The sequence below is a fragment of the Salinivibrio sp. VGrn1 genome, from assembly GCF_009377995.1.
Lineage (GTDB): Bacteria > Pseudomonadota > Gammaproteobacteria > Enterobacterales > Vibrionaceae > Salinivibrio > Salinivibrio siamensis.
Genome location: NZ_SATA01000001.1, coordinates 67700 through 88533, shown reverse-complemented (window position 1 = coordinate 88533; position 20834 = coordinate 67700). Strand labels below are relative to the sequence as shown.

Sequence of the window (20834 nt, the reverse complement as noted above, 5' to 3'; positions counted from 1 at the left end):
TTCATCGCCGGATTGATTTAGGCTTCGGTAAATGCTGCATCACGCAGTTTGATAGCAACCACCTTGTTAACGAGGGATGATAGGTATGAAGCAAACGTCTCGCACCATGCTTGCGCGTAAACACGTGGCGTTAGTGGCGCACGATCACTACAAAAACGCCTTGAGCGAGTGGGTACAAGAAAATAAAGAGATACTGAGTCAGCATGAGCTTTATGCTACTGGCACCACGGGGCATATTCTTGCGCGAGAAACCGGATTAAAAATCACTCCGCTTATCAGCGGCCCAATGGGTGGCGATCAGCAACTCGGTGCGATGATTTCTGAACAAAAAATTGATGCGATGATTTTCTTTTGGGATCCGCTCAATGCCGTGCCACACGACCCAGATGTCAAAGCACTACTGCGTGTCAGCACGGTTTGGAACATTCCCGTTGCCACCAATCGCTCAACCGCCCGCTTTCTGATTACCTCCCCGCTGTTCGGGCAAGAGGTGGATGTTCAAATCCCCGATTATCAAGCCTATTTAGACGAGCGTTTGTAGTGCTTGCCCCACGCTGTGAGTCGTTCGCTGACAGTGTGGGTTATACACCTTCTAGAGATACCCTTTGAGCTCCTCAACAAATGATGAGGCATGGCCTTTTTGGTGTACTAGCCACACTTGTTTTTGTGCGCGTGTCAGGGCGACATAAAACAGTCGTCGTTCTTCCGCGTGCTCAATCGGCTCTTCATTTTTTCCCAGTAACGCCTCATCGAGTGAAAGCGAGCGTGGTTTGGCGGGAAATACGCCATCATCCATGCCGAGGATAAACACATAGTGGGCTTCTTGGCCCTTGCTGGCGTGTGCGGTGGTATAGCGAAGCGCCAATGAAGGATACGCATTCTGCCAGCTTTCTAGTGCGTCAGGACGGATGGCATGCGTGCGACCAATCATCATCACACTCACAGCTTGCGCCGCCTTAGCATGCTTTTTCTCTAAGCTTGCCAGTGTCTTTTCTAGCTTATCGTCAGTGATCACCTTGATCGCTTTGGGTGTTTTCGTCGATGCCTTGTCTCGCGCGTAATCTAATTGTTTGCTGAGCTGTTTAGGGTTTTGGCCAATGAATTGTTGTGCCACATCTCCCAAGGTAGACGGGTAGCGATAACAGGTGGTCAGCCAGCAAATTTCACTGTCACCGAAACGCTGTGCAAACTCGGTGGTTAAACTAACATCGGCACCGGCAAAGCGATAAATGGCTTGCCAATCATCCCCCACGGTATACAAGGAGGCGCGTGGTGATTGGGTTTCACTGTCCGTTTTACCGTGACACAGTGCCTCGAGCATCGCCAACCGTGCCGGGGAGATGTCTTGGTATTCATCGACCATCACAAACTGAATAGGCGTGACGAATTTTCGCTGCTGAAACAACTTGGTGGCTTTTGCGATCAAGCCGTCAAAGTCAACAGCGCTCTCCGCTTTTAGCGCCTGTTTGTAGGCTTGGTACAACGGCCAAATCACCGCCAGTTCATTTTTTAACGCACTCTGCTCATCAAAGCTCGCCAATCTATCGGTCAGGGCGCGCTTGGTGGTATTGGCTTGGATCACTCGAGAAAGACGCGACCAAATCCAGGTGTGCAACCGGTTTTCATGGGCACAGGCGCTGAGCTCAGCATTATCATCAAGTGGTAGTGCGTGCTGCTGATGTAATTTGTCCCATGCTTTACGGGTAGAGGACTGTTGCCAGTGTTCGGCGAGTGTTTGGGTCAGCCATGCCGATTTCGCCGTCTCATCACTGGCGAGTGGAGAAATAATCGGCGCCTGTCCTTGGTGTTCAGCAAGTTGCTGGCGGGCAAAACCATGGAAGGTGGTTACATTCACTTCATGGCCCGTTTTGGTCTTAATCCGAGTTTTGAGCTCGGTGGCGGCATCTCGACCAAAGGCAAGCAACAAAAGCTGCTCAGGCTTGGCTTGACCGCTTTCAATCAAGTAGGCGGCGCGTGCTACCAACACGCTGGTTTTACCGCTTCCGGGCCCAGCCACCACCAAGGTATGAGATTCATCAGTAAGCACGGCCTCGCGCTGTCCCGCATTCAAAGGCGACGACTCAACCTGATCAAACCAGGTTTGCCACTGATTAAGCATCGCCGCTTGCCACTGTTGATTGCGGGCTTTCAGCCAGCTTGAATCGGCCTGCAACACAGGCGCTAACGTGGTGGCAAGGCTTTCGTCCAAATTGGCTAAGAATGAGACGGGTATCCCCTCGCCTTCCAGCTTATTCAATACTGTTTGCTGCGCGGTGCGTAATTGTGTGACACGTGCATAACCGGGCGCATTCACCAGTGCATCAAGCTCAGCCAGTAAACTGGGGCGTATCATTGCCAGCCGTTTTTGATAACGGGCGATATAGGCTTGATAGTGGCGATAGATAGTTTGTCCCGCCTGTTGGGCGTGATCCCATGGCAAGCCAAAGACCTCGAATGGCAGTGGGTCGCCCTCATCGGTATAACCGGTCAGCGAAATCGTACCCCAAAGCAAACCACGCGACACCCGAAGTTGCCCGTCCCATGCTGAGAAAGGAATGTATTGGCGATGGTGGCGAGACTCCAGCAATAAACCATCATCTTCTAACTGCAGGCTATAATGATCGCCATAAACAAGCCATTGTGCCCAACGATTGGCCGTAAGTTTCATATCTCAACGTTATTCAGCGAATAGCGCACGCGTTGTGCCCTAAAAAGATGCTTGGCATGCTACTTCTCAAGGCTCGATAAATCAATTCACTAGAGAGATGCCACTGCCTACGCACTGCGCTGACAACACGAAATTGACCTGCCGCAACCATTTTCTTAATCCATGACAAAATACCCGATTGAGGCTTAGTTTCTGGTCCCGTTTCTGCTATCTTGCCAGCATTGTTGGCCGATCACCGTTATTTATGTCTCTTTCTCTGCCACGTTTACCTTTCCTGCCGCTCGCTGTGCGTGAGTATTGGGCGAACCATCGTATTAATGACAGCATTCGCGTCCTTATCGCCCTAATGGGGGTAGCGCTTTATGCGGGGTATGCAGACCGTACGGATATTGTCACACCGCTGGTGTTGGGCGTGATTGCCTCGGCGTTGGCAGAAGTGGATGACCACTTTTGGGGGCGGATACGAGCACTTGGCGTCACACTCGTTTGCTTCACGGTCGCCGCCTTTTCTGTCGAACTGCTTTACGACACGCCTTGGTTATTTGCCATTGGCCTCACACTATCGAGTTTCGGTTTTATCATGCTGGGTGCGATCGGTGAGCGCTATGGCACCATTGCCTTTGCCTCTTTGCTTCTCGCGGTTTATACCATGCTGGGGATGGAGCAAGGCAGTGATATGTGGTTGCAACCTATGATGCTGCTGTCAGGCGCACTCTGGTATGGGCTGCTATCGCTAGTATGGATCCTCATTTGGCCTCACCGCCCTGTGCAGCACCGGCTCGCGGCGGTTTTTCGTCAAACGGCGACGTACATGGAAACCAAATCCCGATTATTTCATCCGGTGGCTGAACTGGTTCCGCAGCCGACGCGTATCGCCGCCGCTAACCAAAATGCCCAAGTGGTTGCGGCGCTAAACCAAGCAAAAGCGTCATTGCTGACACGCGCGCGGCGTGGCCGACTCACACAGCGGCATCAAACCTTGCTACAAACCTATTTCATTGCCCAAGATATTCACGAGCGTGTGAGTTCATCCCATTATCGTTACCAAGATCTAGCGGCGCATTTTTTCCATTCCGATATCCTCTTTCGCTTTGAAGCCTTATTAAACGCGCAAGCTCAAGCCTGCCGGGATGTCGCTCAAGCCATGTCAATCGGTACACACTACCAGCATCCGAAAACAGGCCAGCAAGCGCTCACGGCAATCAAACAGTCGATGGCCTATTTGTCGGCACAAGAGGAGCAAGACAGCACTCGCCTCGCGCTTCTGCAGCAACTCGATTTTCTCTACAAAAACTTGGAAACAGTAGAACAACAACTCGCCAGCTTGAGCCACTTAGCCAGCACGGACAATCTGCAAGAAAGTGAACTGGCCGACCCTGATGCACACTCGTTGGGGGAAATGGCTTACCGCATTCGTCGACAGCTCACGGTCAAATCATTGCGGTTTCGTCATGCTGTTCGCCTATCTTTATCGTTATTGACCGGCTACGCCCTGATCCAAGGGCTTTCGCTAGAGCACGGTTTTTGGATTTTGATGACCATTCAGTTCGTGTGCCAAACCAACTATTCAGCCACCCGCAGTAAGCTTAAAGAGAGAGTATTGGGCACCGTCGCCGGTCTACTCTTGGGCGTACCGGCGCTCTATCTCTTTCCAGATCCCAGCAGTCAACTGGCGTTGATGGTGATCACCGGTGTGCTCTTTTTCGCATTTCGCACCGTGCAATACACCCTCGCAACCTTGTTTATTACGCTGTTGGTATTAATGTGCTTTAGCCAATTCGGCCAAGGCTTCGCTGTTATTCTTCCCCGCCTTGGCGATACCGTCATTGGCAGCTTGATTGCCGTCGCGGCCGTCCGTTACGTGTTACCCGACTGGCAAGCACACCGTTTGCGCGGGATCATGACCGAAGCCTTGCAAGCCAATCGAGACTATCTTGCTCATGTGATTGCGCAATACCGCGTCGGTAAGCGCGACAACCTGGCTTATCGTATCGCTCGACGTCACGCCCACAATGCCGATGCCGAGCTCACCACCGCTATCAGTAACATGCTGGTGGAGCCTGGACGCTATCGCACCAATATCGAAGAGACCTTCCGGTTCTTGTGTTTAAACAACGCAATGTTGAGCTATATTTCGGCCCTCGGCGCGCACCGTAGTCGCATGGATGATGAAGTTAATCACCAAAAAATGGCGCAACTCCATCGTGAGATTCATCAATCACTTAACACACTGACTGAGCGTTTGGGTCAAGCATTGCCAGCAGAGTTACCCACCCAAGTACCATCCACTGGCACCAAGACACCCGCAGGCGAGCCTGTGAGCATTGATGAGCACCACGCCAATGACGCTACCGCATCGCAATCACCTTCGTATGCGCCTGTTGATAACGCGCCGCTAAGCATGGTGCTGCAACAGCTACACTTAATTCGACGCATGTTGCCTGAGCTCAATAGTTTGACAGAAACACTGCGCCAGCAAGCACTTAAGCAAAGTCGCGCCTAAAAGGAAGAAAAGCGGTTACACAGGGTTAGCTCGGCACTGTCACGTGAAAGGCACGGTTATTGCGGAGTTAACAGGACGGATATCACGTCAGCGCTGTGTAAAATTACACTTATTTACGCAGCGAATGGTTGAAAGCCTGACCGCGAGGCCGGATATTAATAGTTACGCCACCTGTTGAGGCTGGCAACTATACTGATAATTAAGCGGCCTAATGCCGCCTCGTAGCCCGCCTGGAGCAATTATGGCTATTCATGTAGGAATCATCGACTCTGACCCCGTCCGTCTCGTCACCCCTGTTTTACATCAGCAATTGCCTGTGAGTAAGCTGATACTCATTGGCACACTGGAGCAAGATCTGGAGTTTGAGCGTTTAACACGTGTGTTGGCACCCAAGGGGATTGAAACCGAGTTTTTTGAAATCTCGGACGATATCAATATTCGTGAAGTAAAAAGCCAAGTGAAACAACTGGCAGAACAGCTCAGCAGCGCTTCTGAAGACATCCTTTTTAATGCGAGCTGTGGCCTGCGCCACCAATTACTCTCCGCTTATGAAGTCTTTCGTACCTATCAGTGGCCCAGCTATGTAATTGAGCCCTATAGCGACGAGCTTTGTTGGCTGTACCCTGACGGCCTCCCCCAGCAACAAGTGGAAGACCATATTAGTCTCACTGAGTATTTAACGGTTTTCGGCGCGCGCTGTGAGCATCAAGATGACCAAGTCTCAGGTTGTTTAACCAATGACATTTACCGGTTGGGAGAAAAGTGGGCCAGCAATGCCTATGAGCTCGGTCCAGGCCTAGCCACTTTGAACTACCTCGCAACCACGTGTCGTAAAGAGCAACGTTTAGACGTCGCGCTTAGTGAGAAGCAGCAAGGTTATCGCGAGCTTGGTATTCTTCTCGATGACCTCTCGGATGCCGGCTTAGCCAGTTATGAGCAAGGGGTGCTGACATTTAGCTGTGAAGAAGCGCGACGTTTTGCCAACGGGGAGTGGCTAGAAAGCTACGTGCACCACACTGTCACTTCCATCCAACAGGAGCTTCCCACCATCCAAGACAGTGCCCTCTCTTTACAGGTATATCGCCAAATTGGTGAGCGCGAGGTGCGCAATGAATTAGATGTCGCCATGGTGGTGAATAACAAGCTGCATATTATTGAATGCAAAACCAAAGGCATGTCGAGCGACGGCGACGATACCCTATACAAGCTGGAGTCCTTGCGTGATTTGCTCGGAGGGCTTCAGGCGCGCGCGATGTTGGTGAGCTTCCGTCCATTAAGGCATCACGATATTACCCGTGCCACCGATTTAGGCTTAGCCTTGATTGGCCCTGATCAACTGGCCAACCTGCGTACTCATCTTTATGACTGGTTTATCGCAGCGGGCGGGACGATTGAGGTAAGAACGAGCTAGACGCTTGCGCGAAGCAATAGGACAGGTTCGCTAAACGGTCGGCAATAAAAAAACGCGGTGCCCGAGGGCACCGCGTTTGGGTAGGATAACGAAGTCTCGCTTATGACAGAAGCTTACGTGCAGCCTCTACCACGACTTTAATCGAGCGCGCTTCCGTCTCTTTCAAGGTTGCATGATCTGGGGTCTCTTTTTGTGTGCGGTTGATAATCACGCCCGCCACACAACCCGCTCGCAGGCCGGAGCTCGCACACATGGTCAGCAATGTGGCTGATTCCATCTCAAAGTTCAGCACACCCATGTCCTGCCATTCTTGCATTGAACCTTGGAAACGACGCACAACACGGCCGCTAAAGGTATCGTAACGCTCTTGACCTGGATAGAAGGTATCACTGGATGCCGTCACGCCAGTGTGAACCGTCGCACCATCTTCATCAACGGCGGCTTTCATGGCCGTGGCGACGTCAAAATCGGCCACCGCAGGGAACTCCATTGGTGCAAAGTGCGTACTTGCACCGTCAAGGCGTACAGAGCCGGTGGTCACAATCATGTCACCGACATTAATGTCAGGCTGAATTGCCCCCGTCGTGCCCACACGCAAGAAGGTACCAACGCCAAGTTGTGCCAACTCCTCAACCGCAATAGAGGTCGATGGGCCACCGATACCCGTTGAGCAAACCACCACAGGTTTGCCATCAAGCCAACCGAGGTACAAGGTATACTCACGCTGTGAGGCGAGAAACGTGGGTTTTTCCATCAAGTTAGCAATTTTTTCTACGCGCGCAGGGTCGCCAGGAATAATCGCCGTGGTTGCGCCTTGAAGATCCGCTTTTGTTACGCCAAGGTGAAATACAGGGGTATCAGACATCATTCGTCTCCTCGCTGGATGGTATCATCCGCATTAGAATCAATGTGATGCCTACGTGAGCAGGCATCAACGCGTTATTGGTTATGTGGTTAGGATACCCAAATTTTACGCCTTTTGTGTGACCACCATCGACCTATTACCATATTGAATATTACAGATTTCAGAATTTAGAGATCGTTATCACTTTATAAAGGCAAAAGCAGACAGCCTTTGCCCTGGTTTTTAGCGCGGGTCACGAAGTAAGCGTAGCGCATTCAGCGTGACTAACGCCGTGGCCCCGCTATCAGCCAGCACCGCGACCCAAAGTCCTGTGATACCGAGTACACTCGTCACCAAAAACACCCCTTTAAGCCCTAATGCGATCGTAATGTTTTGCCGTACATTCGCTTGGGTCGCTCGCGCCAGTTGCAGTACTCTTGGTAACTCGACCAGCCGGTTATGACTCAATGCCGCCTCAGCCGTTTCTAGCGCCACATCGGTACCACTTCCCATTGCAACACCCACGTGAGACGCTTTCATGGCCGGTGCGTCATTAATGCCATCGCCAACCATGGCGATACGATATTGCTCCGCCAGCGCTTCTACCGCCTCAACCTTGTTCTCCGGCAGTAGCCCCGCGCGGTAATCAATATCCAGTTCGCGGGCAATTTCAGCGGCTGAGGTCGGGTTATCGCCGGTCAACATCACAGGCTGGATACCCATAGCGCGCAATTGCTCGATGGATTCTCGCGCATCATGTCGCAGTGTATCTCGCCAGCCGATCATCCCTTGTGGTTGCTCGTCAATGAGCACAACCGCAACCGTCACCCCGCGCTCGGCCACCGATTGGGCCTCTTGATATTGTGCGTGGTTTAACGTCGACTCTGCCACTTTATCCAATGCAACCAACCTGACTAACTGTCCTTCGACCATGCCTTGCACGCCGCGACCAGCATTCGCTTGAATATGCGAGGCATCCGGTACCGATAGACCACGCTCGGCGCTATACAACACCAAGGATTTCGCCAAGGGGTGGTGGCTGCCACGCTCTATCGCCGTCGCCGCTTGAAGCAGAGCGCTCTTATCACCGTGCCATGCGCGCACATCGGTCACCATGGGTTTACCTTCGGTCAAGGTACCTGTCTTATCCAATGAGACGGCATTGATACTGGCGAGTGTCTCTAACGCTGCTCCACCTTTGATCAAAGCACCACGGCGTGCCGCGGTGGCAAGCCCCGAAGTAATCGCCGCAGGTGTCGAAATCACGAGCGCACATGGGCACGCGATCAACAATAGCGCTAACCCTCGGTATAACCATTCTTGCCAGCTGGCGGCAAAGAACAGGGGTGGAATCACCACAACCAGCGCGGCGAGCCCAATCATTGCCGGCGTGTACCAACGACTGAATTTGTCGATAAATCGCTCAATCGGCGCTTTTTTCGACTCGGCCTGCTCGATGAGACGCAAAATACGGTCAATGGCATTTTCGCCCTGTGCGGATGTCACGGTCAGCTGTACGGTTTTATCAGTTGCCAAGCTGCCCGCCATCACGGTATCACCCGCGTCGATATCGACGGGAATAGGTTCACCTGTCAGCGCACTTTGGTCGAAACTGGCGGCACCTTCCATCAGTTGCCCATCCGCGGGGAGCCGCTCACCGGCACTGATTTCAATCCGATCACCCGGCTCTAGATCACTGGCCGCGACTGTCTCACGCGAACCATGACGATCAATCCGCGTCACGGTTTCTGGCACTAACGCCATGAGTGACTGGATACCATCACGGGCACGTGTAGAGGCATATCCCTCTAGCCGCTCGCCAATAAGAAACAGCACAAGTACCATGGCCGCTTCCGTGGTTTCTCCCAGATACAGGGCCCCAATGGCTGCAATGCTCATTAAGGTTTCTATCGAAAATGGCGATCCTTGGCGGGCAAGCCGAGCCGCTTTAAGCACAATGGGTGCCAGTCCAACTACAGTCGCAGCAGTAAACAACCAATCGGATAAAGAAGCGGACCAGTAATCTAGTCCCCAAGCCACCAACATAATGCCCATTAGGCCAAACAGCAGAGCGTCATCACGCCATTTCAGCCAGCCAGAAGGCGTAGTGGCGGTTTGATTCAAGGGAACCAGCGGAAAACCGGCTTTTTTCGCGGCTTGCTGAATCGCAGAGCGAGTATCGGTTGTTGGCGCTTCGTGAGTCAAAGCGACGCGTAGCTTTTCAGTCGCAAACAGCACTTGTGCGCTCTCTACACCCGGCGTGGCATGAATCGCCTTTTCAAGTTTGCCAGCACAGCTTGGACAATCCATACCGGTCACCCCCCACTCATGGGTTACAGAGGACCATGACGGGGATGACGCCGAAGATGCATTCTCGCAGGTATCGTTACACGAGGTGTGAGGCCTGTCGGGATCGTCATCGCCCGCACTACCCTCTCCGTCTTGGTGACTTGCACAGCAGCTCGACGCTTGGCAGCTATTCGTTACCGCCTGCGCAGACTGAGAAACCGTTTGGTGATGTGGCTGATGACAGTGGTGATGTCCACAATGCTTACACATAATCGACTCCTTCTTTGGTCGTTGTGTCATTATCTTGTGGTCAGTATAAGGGTTGGAGCCCACTCCAGAGTCAAGCGCTTATCGAAACAACTCTCATTTGTTTTGCCAAACGCCGCACAACAGCAGGAAAAAGATGCGCCCAGCCATGATGGCTGAGCGCAATGCGCCTATTGGATAATAAAAATATAGCCCTGTAATATTAGGAGGTTAACAATATCGATAAAGAAAGCCCCCACAATCGGCACCACCATAAAGGCTTGGGGCGCGGGGCCGAAGCGATTCACAATTGAGCCCATATTCATTACCGCGGTCGGGGTGGCGCCAAGGCCAAAACCACAATGCCCGCCAGCAATAACGGCCCCTGTATAATTGCTCCCCATCAGCTTGAACGTGACGTAATAACTGAATAAACCGATAACCACCGATTGAATCGCCAAAATAATTAAAAATGGTACCGCTAAGTCGAGAATGTTCCACAGCTTGAGCGTCATCAGCGCCATCGCTAAAAATAAAGATAGAGAGACAGTCCCTACCATATCCACGGTTTCTGACTCTAGCTTTCTAAGTTTAAAGACCTCTAGCGTATTCGTAACAATCACACCCAAGAATAAAGCATAAACAAAGTCAGGCACCATGAGCCATTCAATATTAAACCCGTTTACCCACTCAGATAAATGGCGAGCCCCCGTAATACAAAGTAGTAAAATAAATAAGACTTCAATGACTTTCTTCGCTGTCACTTTATCTTCTTCATTTTCATTGTAAGTCACAAGCTCGGGATATTTTTCGTGTGTTGTGGTGCCACGCCCATATTCAGACTCAAGCTGATGTTTATTAATCAAACGCTGAGCAACTGGACTACCAATGATACCGCCAATCACAAGGCCGAGTGTTGCCGACGCCATGGCAATTTCGAGGGTACTTTGAATACCATACTCATCGGTTAATATCTGTGCCCAAGCCGCGCCAGTACCATGCCCGCCGGACAGGGTAATAGAGCCAGCGACCAGTCCCATCAGAGGATCCAAGCCAAGCATCGACGCAAAACTGACACCAATGGCGTTTTGTATAATGATGTACACAGATGCGATGGCAAGAAACCAAAATACCTTTAAACCACCTTTTACCAATTGTTTATAATTTGCTGCCAGACCAACGGTAGCAAAAAACATCAACATAAACGTATCTTTTAGTGGCAGACTAAACTTAAAATCGATACCGTTGTAATGTAATACAGATATAACACACGCAATGATTAACCCGCCCACAATCGGCTCTGGGATATTAAACTTGCGCAATGCGGGAATTTTTGAATTAACAAAATGGCCTAAAAAAAGGACACCGATGGCAATCAGGAATGATTCTAGCGCACCAATTGAATTGAGTTGATACATATAACCTCTTTGTTTCTCTCACCTCATCCTCCCTGATTGTTTAATTTGACCTTTGTTTTACCTCATTTACGTTCACATTAACGTCAATACGGGTTAGCCACACTTCACGATACTCCAGCATCCTGCTTATCGTTTTGCTGCCGCGCTTGGGCTTTTTTACGCCTCAATCTCGCGATAACTGCCCGCTACCAACGGGCGGCACAATAGCAGAAAAACGTAAAACAAGCACCAACAATCGAACTATATATCGTCATATGGCAAGTAACTACTTAAATAGGCAGGATTAAAATTGAATTGCCAGCACATAAGACTGAATGAAAAACAACCACAATTCGTTCGGTTTTTGTACTTAGGCAGCGATGAAGCGCGGCGAGATAGTCGTAAGGTAGGGAGAGAGTAAAAGAAGCGACGCGGGTATCAATACGAGAATGAGCGCACCTTACCCCGTTTGTAAGGTGCGCAATAAACAAACCTCAAACAGGATGGGTAAGACATTCACCCATTTGCATACTGATGGCTCTTAAGACATCCCGCCGGGTGATAATACCCACCAACTTGCCCTCGTCGACCACGGGGTACAGTTTAGGTTTGGTCGGCGCCATCATTTCAGCCAATTTGATAATGCTATCCTCAGATTCAACCGCCAAGGCATTACTGGTCATGCAATCAGCCACGGCGTGTGAATCTTGACAGTGATAGCTGTCGCGCAATAGCTGTTGCAACATATCTTGCTCAGAAATAAAACCAACCAAACGCTTGTTAGCATCCACCACAGGTCCACCGGTCTGCTGACTGCGGAGCAGTTTTTCCAGTGCACTGGAAAGCGGCATATCCGGTGAAAAGGTTACCGGGCGTTTATTCATATAATCTTTAACGGTGATCGACTCCATGTCGCCTCCCTTAATCGTCATGACAATCTGTTGTCCAGTACTTTAAGTGTTGTCGAAGTTGGCGAAATGTCTAAATCACTTTAAACAATTTGTGTTATTGAGCAAACCAATGGATAAATAGCTCGCTCTATCGGTGGGCTACCAGCCGAGTAAACGATAAAGCTCACCGGTTTTTACACTTCGGTGTGCATTCTCGATGGTGCCATCACGAGCCCACTGTTCAACGACTGGCTGAATGATGGTCTGTGCCGTCTGCCAATCTTGCCCGGCTTCTATTTCGTCGAGGTATAACAGCCTGAGCAATAAGCCATCTAGCCCAGTCAAAAGCTGCTGTGGCGTGCGGTCATTAAAAATCGATGGAAAAACCCGGTCATCGTCATTCGGCAGTCCCATCACTTGGGTCAACTCTTCCACCACACAGGCCACTAGCTTCCCTTTGGATCGCGCCAAATCAACGGGAATAACGACCGCTGCATAACGAATCGCACCATGCTTATTGACTCTAAAATTGGCAGCACAAACGGCATCTTGTAACGGGGAGACATCCGCATTGGCAAATTGCTTGCGCGCATCATCTAAAAAACGTTCATGATTGGTGAACATAATCGTTAGATTGGCACGCTGCGGAGTCGGCGTTGGGATAAAGTCGATCCCGGTTAGCGTCTCCAGATGTGCAACATGATATGTGACAAGATCGTCGTGTAACTGGCTCGCACTGATCGGATGCGCCACATGATAGCGGATCGGGCCATCCCACTTGCGGACGCCTTGTTCACCTTGCACATACTCGCTCTGAAATGCGATACGATAAAATGCCTCAACAATATAATCAGGCGACTGCCAAGCCTGTTGGTTTGCCATCACAGGCGTCACGGTTAGGCACAAGGCTAATAACACCATCCGCTGAAAAAGCCGCCAATATGAGTGACTCACAGTATTACTCCCGATATCGAATCCCCTAGCTAGCATAGTCACGAAATTACAACGCTTAAATCATTTTTTAACACACGCTAGCGATGTCTTTTATTTTGTGCACATAACGTAAAAATCGAACATCAGTTCCACTTTTCTAGACACTTTTTGAACCAAATCCTCATTATCACTGCTCAAAAACCCGCTTGAGACGCACACGATGGATAGTAACCAAGGATTTTTAACTCGTTGTAGTATGAAGAGGACACTATGCGTAAAACGCTACTCGCTTTAACCCTTCCATTAGCGATACCTGCTCAGGCTGCCAATGTGGTCGACGCCTCAAGCTTAGATTTGAGCGCGGCATTAAATGATGATCAACCTCGCACGATGGTGGCGTCATCGCCAGCATTAAGCTTTCGTGAAAAGTCACGCCTACAAGTGGGCAACAAAGCCTTAGTGCGCAAGCAGCAGCTACATCATGGCGTTCCCGTTTACGGTTATTCGGTGGTTGAAAATACCGCCGCACGCGGCTTTGCGCCCAGCGTTAAAGGTGACGTTGTCACTGATATCGAACAAGATATCGGTGGTACACTCCCCATGATTAATCAACAGCAGGCTATCGCGATTGCACAAGGCCAGACTCACCAAGGCAGTCAGCATTTTCATCAAGCCGATGCGAACACAGAGCTTTTGGTCTGGCTGGATAAACAACAAACAGCCCGCCTGGTCTATAAAGTCGACTACCTCGCCAGCGACGATGGTCATCCATCGCGTCCAATCAAAATTATTGATGCGAAGTCTGGCGATATTCTTGACAGCTGGGAGGGCATCGCGCACCTAGAGGCGGGTGGCCCCGGCGGTAACCAAAAGAGCGGCCGATTTAATTTCGGTCCCAATACCCAGCTAGGCAGTTTTGAGGTCAACCGCTACTGCCAAATGGATAGCCCCAACGTGGTGACATTAAACATGAATAACCGCGAATGGGGCGGAGAGGTTCATCAGTTTAATTGCCCACAAAACACCTACCGTCAAGTCAACGGTGCTTATGCGCCAATGAATGATGCGCAGTTTTTTGGCCAGAAAGTATTTGATATGTACCAAGACTGGCTCGGTATACGTCCGATTCGACAAAAGCTCACCATGCGCGTCCACTACGGCCAAGGTTATGGCAATGCTTTTTGGGATGGCAGGCAAATGACCTTTGGCGACGGTAATCGCAGCATGTATCCCCTAACCACTTGGGATGTCATTGCTCACGAAGTGAGCCATGGTTTTACCGAGCAAAACTCAGGGCTTGAGTACCGAGGCATGTCCGGTGGGATGAATGAGTCTTTCTCGGATGTCGCCGCAGCGGCTCTGGGACAGTACGTATTTGGTGAGTTTAACTGGAAAATGGGTGAAGACGTGATGAAACATAGCGAAGCTATGCGTTATTTCATCAACCCAAGCCAAGATGGACGCTCCATTGGTCATGTCGACCGCTATTACTCTGGCATCGACGTGCACTTTAGCTCAGGTATCTTCAACAAAGCGTTTTACCATCTCGCCACCAACGACCAATGGAATATCAAAAAGGCCTTTAAAGCATTTGCGACAGCGAATCAGCTTTATTGGCGTCCGAATTCCAGTTTCCAACAAGGTGCGAATGGGGTTTGCGAAGCCGCTAAAGACCTTAACTACCCAGCCGGAGCAGTAAGCCAAGCCTTTGCCGAAGTGGGCATTCAAACCCAAGGTTGCCAAGGAACGGGAGGCAACCCTACGCCAGACCCAGAGCCACAACCTGATCCAGAAATCTTGCCACTGACACTCGATCAGCCCGTGCAAATCCAAGGGCCCGCGGGCACTGGTTACCAGTTCGTGGTACACAATGCGCCTCGCGGCACTGTTTGGCTGCAAACCTATCGTGGTCACGGCGAAGTAGATTTATATGCCGCGGTAGGTCGCCCTGCAACCGTCAATGATAACGACTGCGCCTCAACGAATGCGGGCAACGAAGAGTACTGTGGCTTTAGCCAAATTCAGGGCATGGATCTGTACGTCACTGTCGTGGGGGCGCGTGATTATGCGACCAACGTGTTAGCACGCCTTGACGATCGCGGGGTAGATACCAACCGCTGTACCAATATGCCGACTTGGGGTGGATACAACTATTATCCAGCAGGCGTCTCCGTTCAATATCAAGGGCATCTATTCCAGGCCACGCAAGATAACTGGGGCATAGACCCTTTCACCAACCAATGGGTTTGGCAGTATCAAGGCAGCTGCCAAGGCTAAGTGCTCTGCGGCCGACCTTTTGTCGGCCGCTTTATTTGAGTTAACACCGTCTCACGTTACTCTAAGAGTGTGATCCCCTAGCGATTCTTCCCGTCAATGCCTCACCTAACGTCACTGCGCCACTCGCATTACAGTTTTATTGCATCTATGTTAATGATTATTGGTCATAATCTAGCAACGTAGAGGCGATAAATGCGACTAACCGCGTTGAGTCATACTTGGCAGTGGCGCTTTTTGGCCACCCTCTTATTTTTGCTGCCCTCCCTCACATGGGCAGCGAACACGGACGCGTCTTCGCTCCATACCCTCACAATGTTAATGGGGCTGCTCGGTGGCCTGGCGCTGTTTTTATACGGCATGGATAAAATGTCCAAAGCACTAAAAAACGCCGCTGGAAGCCGACTTAAAGCCTTGTTAGCCAAACTCACCACTAACCGAGTCGCCGGTGTCTTCACAGGGGCCGGGGTGACCGCAACCATTCAGTCTTCCTCTGTCACGACTGTGCTGCTCATCGGGTTTATTTCTGCGGGGTTAATGTCGCTCGCGCAAGCAACAGGCGTGATCATGGGTGCCAACATCGGGACAACCATTACCGCCCAAATTGTCGCCTTTAAAATCACTCAAGCCGCCTATCTGATGGTTGCCGTCGGCTTTTTTATTCAATTTACCGCCAAGGCCGATAAAACCAAGCAATACGGTAAAATGCTATTCGGGTTGGGATTGATCTTTACGGGGATGAACGTGATGAGTGAGGCAATGTCACCGCTGCGCGATTATCAGCCGTTTATTGATACCATGGCGAAAATGCACAATCCTTTTTTTGCCATTCTACTGGCGGCCCTGTTTACCGCGCTAGTGCAGTCCTCATCTGCCACAACCGGGATTGTCATCGTCCTCGCGGGGCAAGGCTTTATCTCCCTTGAGGGCGGGATCGCATTAGCAATGGGTGCCAACGTCGGCACCTGTGTGACCGCTCTTCTCGCCGCGATTGGGAAATCGCGAGAGGCTAAACAAACGGCCAGCGTACATATTCTGTTTAACATTATCGGGGTGTTGGTATGGCTTCCATTGATTAGTGTGTTGAGTGATTGGAGCGTCGCACTGTCGCCAAGTCATCCTGACCTCACGGGGATTGAGCGCTTAGGCGCGGAATTGCCTCGCCAAATTGCCAATGCCAACACCCTATTCAACGTCTTAAATACATTGGTCATGTTGCCGTTTGTCGGCGGGTTTGTTTGGCTTGCAAAGAAGATCATCCCTAAAACTCGTAAGCCTGCACCAAGTGAACAACCTATTGTTTCGCCGAAATATCTCTCCAAAGAACTGCTGATGACACCCGATATTGCCATGGATCAAGCCCAGCTCGAGATTGGACGCATCGGACGCCGAGTTTGCAATATGATGAATGCACTCCCGCCTCTCACTTCAAAATTAGCTTCCCAGCAAGAGCGAGAAGCGGCCACTCATGCGTTAGAGAAAATCGATGAGCTTGAGCATCAAGTCGATATTTTGCACGGACATGTGCTTTTTTATCTCGGTCGATTGCGTAAAGAGCCTCTCACGCAAGCACAGAGTGACCGACAGATCACCCTAATTAGCATGACCGATCAGCTTGAGAGCATTGCTGATCTGATTGAAGACACCTTGGTGCCCATCATGGATAAATCACTGCATGCTGAGATCGATATCAGTGATGATATTCGTGAAATCCTTGATAATATTCAAGAAAAAGTCACACATGCGCTGCTAGATAGCGTGAATGCCATTCGACGTGGTGATAATAAACGCGCGAAACAAGTACTGCATACCAAACGTGCGCTTAACGCGCTATTGGATAAAGTGCTCGCCCATCAAGCCGAGCGCTTGGTAGAGCATGACGCCAACCGCTTGCAACTTTTTAGTATCGAGATGGAGTGGACCGAGTCGCTAAAGCGCGTGTATACAGTGACGAAACGGATCGCCAAACTACACCTGCGAGAAAAAGACCCGCAGTGATACGTCACTAGCAGACTTTAAAAAGAAAACGGAACCAAGCCCTAATTTTTAGGCTCATTAAACCAATAGTGTCGGGAAAATCGTTATAACGGCTCCGCCTAATCATATCTAGGAGCTTGAAATGTATACACTATTTCCTTCCCGACCCAAAACTCTATCGGCACTCATTGCGCTTGCCGCCTTTAGTAGCACCAGTGCATGGGCTGATGCTCAATGTGATATTGCCGATTTAGCGGCCAGTAACACACCGCTCCAAGCCATTATGAGTGCTGAACGCAGTTGCTTTACCAGCTGGTACGACACCGCGTCTATTCGATATAACAATCTCTACCAAGAAGCCTTTGTAAGTAAAGTGGCACAGCGTTTATCGCAGACTATTACCCATTATCAGGGTGATGACAGCCAAGCTCGCCAAATTGCTAATTTAGCCGAGTACGTGCGCGCGGCCTACTATGTACGCTTCTACGGTGACAAAGCGAACGCTGATTTTTCTGATGCGCTAGACGATCGCCTCGCGGATACCATCAATGCATTTTTACGCTCGCCTTACGCCACGGCAAAAGGTCGCGCCCAAACTGATGCCTTGCATGGCTTAACGCTGATGGCCGATAGCATCAAGCGCTTGCCGCAGACTCTAGACCTACAAATTCAACTGCTGGAAAACCTCAACCCAGACCGCCTAGACGACCGCCGTTACGCCGATGCGCTCAACAACCTTTTCCGCGCCATGGCGGGTCACCAGTCTCGTCAAGCCTTTTACGATGTGCTCGCCGCCGATCTCTCCTTGATTGACCGCCTTTATCAGTTCATTGTCAATCATCCTCAGCTATCCAATAGCGACCATGGGGCGTTATTGGTATCAAACACCGTCCGCGAAATGGGACGGCTATTGATGGCCCCCCAAGCCAGCGTGCGAGATCGTGTGATTAGCCATTATCGTGATCTATTACCGCGTTTCCCGCTAGGCGGCACAAACGACGCCGTATGGGTGGGCATGGCAGAAATGGTGGATGCTTACGCTCCCGACAAGGTGACGGAATTAGGTTTGTCTGATGCCAAAGCAACACTGGAAGCCAAAGTGGTGCCTTATCGCCATCAATGTGACGGCCCGGCCATTATTCGTTCACAAAGCATGACACAAGCGCAATCGCAGCAGGCATGTGAAAGCCTGCACGATAAAGAAGTGGCCTTTCATCAAACCGTGAACTCAGGTTATCAAGCGGTCGCCGACGATCTGAACGACAGCGTTGAAGTCGTGGTGTTTGATAACCCATCGGACTACAAAACCTATTCAGCCTTTTTGTTTGGTAACTCGACCGATAATGGCGGCCAATACCTAGAAGGAAATCCTGCCGATCCAGATAACCAAGCCCGTTTTATCGCGTACCGGAATGATAATGGTCAATCGCTTTCCATTTGGAACCTTGAGCACGAGTACGTTCACTATCTGGATGGCCGCTTTAATATGTACGGCGATTTCAACGACGTGCTTCGTCACGGTCATACGGTGTGGTGGCTTGAAGGCTTTGCGGAGTATATGGCCCATGGCGACAACTATGCCGACGCCATACGCTTAGGCAAAGAAGGCGGCTATTCACTCAGTGACATTTTTGCCACCACCTACCAGCATGATGTGAACCGCGTGTATCGCTGGGGCTATTTGGCGGTACGCTTCTTGTTTGAAAAGCACCCAGAAGCTATCAATGCGTTGCTCGCAGCCGGCCGAGCTGGACACTTTGAAAAATGGTCGAACTTGGTAAAGGATTATGGTGAACAGTATGGTCCCGCATTTTCACAATGGCTGACCACGCTGGATAGTTCAGATAGCGGCGAGCCGCCTCATCCAAATCCTGATCCCGAGCCAGAACCAGAACCAGAACCAGAACAACCAGACATCACAACCCTGTCTCTAGGTCAAACCGTCACCATTAGTGGACAAGCCTACAGTGAGCACCTGTATCAAATTGACCTTACCCAACCTGCTAGCGCGCTGACATTTAGCATTGAAGGACAGGGCAATGCCGATCTCTACGTGGCGAAAGATCGTCAAGCGCACTATTACGATTTTGACGCCACCGAGTGGAACCCGACGAGTAATGAAACCGTGACCCTTAACGATGTAGAGCCAGGCCGCTATACCTTAAGTGTCACCGGGCGTGGTGACTTTACCGATGTCACCGTCAAAGTGAATGCGGAAGGCCAAGTGCAACCCGAGCCAACGCCAGAACCACAGCCTGAAACGCCAGCAGGCACCGATGACTTGCGCCCGATGCAACTTAACGCCGCGAGTCCCAATAGCATCAGCGTCTATCAACGTCGCTACCTGTATGCCGATGTGCCTGAAGGCGCAACCAAAGCGCAAGTGTGGGTCATGGCGGACGGTGAAGCGGGCGATCTGAGCGTATTCGCCGCCGAGGATTACTGGCCAACGCAAGCGCAAAATCAAGCCGTTTCAGACGTGCCGGGCAGCAACCAGTATATCGAGGTCGATTTACGTGATCAGCAACGTCTGCACCTACTGCTCACGGGCGATGGAAGCCGAAGCCAAACCGATGTGCGTGTTTACTTTCGCTGATCGCTAAGCGCTAAGCGCTAAGCACTAAGCACTAAGCACTAAGCACTAAAAAATGCTACCAAGCGCCACTGCCGAGTGGCGCTTTTTTGTTCGATTTCCATAGGAGAAGGAAAATAATAGAAAGAGGAAAAACGCTTAAGGAATGATTTCTGTTTTCACGCTCCCACAAACTGAGATAATGCCGTCATGACTGGTCTTGTATCACTGTTCACGATTAATAAGGAGAAACCATGACTGAATGGGAAAAGATGTGCCAAGGACTTGTCTTCGACGACAGTGATGGATCCATTGATATCAGGCGAGACCATGCCACACGAACCTTACTGGCATTCAATCAAACAATAGAGACGACGACAAGGCAGCAACTGCTGCGCGAGTTATTAAGTGCTATCGGCGAAGGTTCGGTGATCCAACCGCCGTTCCATTGTGAATTTGGTGAGACCATTCGGGTTGGCAGCAATACCTTAATCAATATGAATGTCACTATGCTCGATGGCGCACCGATCACTATCGGTGACCATGTGCTGATTGGCCCCAATACCCAGTTTTACACTCCCACCCACTCTCTCGATTATCAAAGCCGCCGCTCGTGGGAGACCTGGTGCAAACCCATCGTGGTGGAAGACGATGTGTGGATTGGCGGCAATGTGGTTATCTGTCAGGGCGTCACGATCGGGGCACGCAGCGTCATCGCCGCCAACTCGGTGGTTAAGCACGACGTGCCGCCTGACAGTCTATACGGAGGGACACCCGCTCGCCACATCAAAGCACTGAGCAGCAAGCAAGAGGCGTGAGCAAATTCAACG

The 20834-nt window shown here is 50.8% G+C and carries 13 protein-coding genes; 7 read left to right on the top strand and 6 right to left on the bottom strand.

Features of this window, described 5'->3' with window-relative positions; translation table 11 throughout:
- Window positions 1-85: 85 nt before the first annotated feature.
- Entirely contained in the window at window positions 86-541 is a 456-nt protein-coding gene (locus tag EHW56_RS00375) for a methylglyoxal synthase (protein WP_046073377.1), read from the top strand.
- Between the two features lie 51 nt (window positions 542-592).
- Here the strand turns inward: EHW56_RS00375 and helD are convergent, their stop codons facing one another.
- On the bottom strand, window positions 593-2668 hold the full coding sequence (helD, locus tag EHW56_RS00370; RefSeq protein WP_152796684.1) for a DNA helicase IV: 2076 nt from the start codon (window positions 2666-2668) through the stop codon (window positions 593-595).
- 244 nt (window positions 2669-2912) lie between these two features.
- Here helD and yccS point away from each other — a divergent pair, with 244 nt between their 5' ends.
- Window positions 2913-5171, top strand: coding sequence for a YccS family putative transporter (gene yccS / locus EHW56_RS00365; protein WP_152796687.1), 2259 nt, complete (start codon window positions 2913-2915; stop codon window positions 5169-5171).
- Window positions 5172-5412: 241 nt separating this feature from the next.
- Window positions 5413-6582, top strand: a complete 1170-nt coding sequence (locus EHW56_RS00360) for a Card1-like endonuclease domain-containing protein (protein WP_152796689.1) — start codon at window positions 5413-5415, stop codon at window positions 6580-6582.
- A gap of 100 nt (window positions 6583-6682) precedes the next feature.
- On the opposite strand, the gene udp is transcribed toward EHW56_RS00360, so the two are convergent.
- The 5 genes from udp to EHW56_RS00335 form a co-directional block, all read right to left on the bottom strand.
- Window positions 6683-7447: a uridine phosphorylase gene (gene udp / locus EHW56_RS00355; RefSeq protein ID WP_046073381.1), complete on the bottom strand. Its 765-nt coding sequence runs from the start codon at window positions 7445-7447 to the stop codon at window positions 6683-6685.
- Window positions 7448-7669: 222 nt separating this feature from the next.
- The gene (locus EHW56_RS00350; RefSeq protein WP_227486546.1) at window positions 7670-9985 is read right to left on the bottom strand and encodes a zinc/cadmium/mercury/lead-transporting ATPase; all 2316 of its coding nucleotides are present in this window, start codon (window positions 9983-9985) and stop codon (window positions 7670-7672) included.
- Window positions 9986-10152: 167 nt separating this feature from the next.
- On the bottom strand, window positions 10153-11379 hold the full coding sequence (gene gltS / locus EHW56_RS00345; protein ID WP_077577915.1) for a sodium/glutamate symporter: 1227 nt from the start codon (window positions 11377-11379) through the stop codon (window positions 10153-10155).
- 473 nt (window positions 11380-11852) lie between these two features.
- A complete protein-coding gene (locus tag EHW56_RS00340) occupies window positions 11853-12269 on the bottom strand; it encodes a CBS domain-containing protein (RefSeq protein WP_046073384.1) in 417 nt (138 codons plus the stop codon).
- A 138-nt stretch (window positions 12270-12407) separates the two neighbouring features.
- Window positions 12408-13202 carry a DUF2927 domain-containing protein gene (locus tag EHW56_RS00335; protein ID WP_172970043.1) on the bottom strand — a complete coding sequence of 265 codons (795 nt, stop codon included), beginning with the start codon at window positions 13200-13202 and terminating at the stop codon, window positions 12408-12410.
- A 249-nt stretch (window positions 13203-13451) separates the two neighbouring features.
- Between EHW56_RS00335 and EHW56_RS00330 the strand changes: the two genes are divergently transcribed.
- The 4 genes from EHW56_RS00330 to EHW56_RS00315 all read left to right on the top strand — a co-directional run bounded on the left by EHW56_RS00330 (window position 13452) and on the right by EHW56_RS00315 (window position 20822).
- Window positions 13452-15458, top strand: coding sequence for a M4 family metallopeptidase (locus tag EHW56_RS00330; protein ID WP_152796695.1), 2007 nt, complete (start codon window positions 13452-13454; stop codon window positions 15456-15458).
- 192 nt (window positions 15459-15650) lie between these two features.
- Window positions 15651-17453, top strand: a complete 1803-nt coding sequence (locus tag EHW56_RS00325; RefSeq protein WP_227486545.1) for a Na/Pi cotransporter family protein — start codon at window positions 15651-15653, stop codon at window positions 17451-17453.
- Window positions 17454-17574: 121 nt separating this feature from the next.
- On the top strand, window positions 17575-20028 hold the full coding sequence (locus EHW56_RS00320) for a M9 family metallopeptidase (RefSeq protein WP_152796697.1): 2454 nt from the start codon (window positions 17575-17577) through the stop codon (window positions 20026-20028).
- Between the two features lie 230 nt (window positions 20029-20258).
- Window positions 20259-20822, top strand: coding sequence for a sugar O-acetyltransferase (locus EHW56_RS00315; RefSeq protein WP_152796699.1), 564 nt, complete (start codon window positions 20259-20261; stop codon window positions 20820-20822).
- Window positions 20823-20834: the final 12 nt, after the last annotated feature.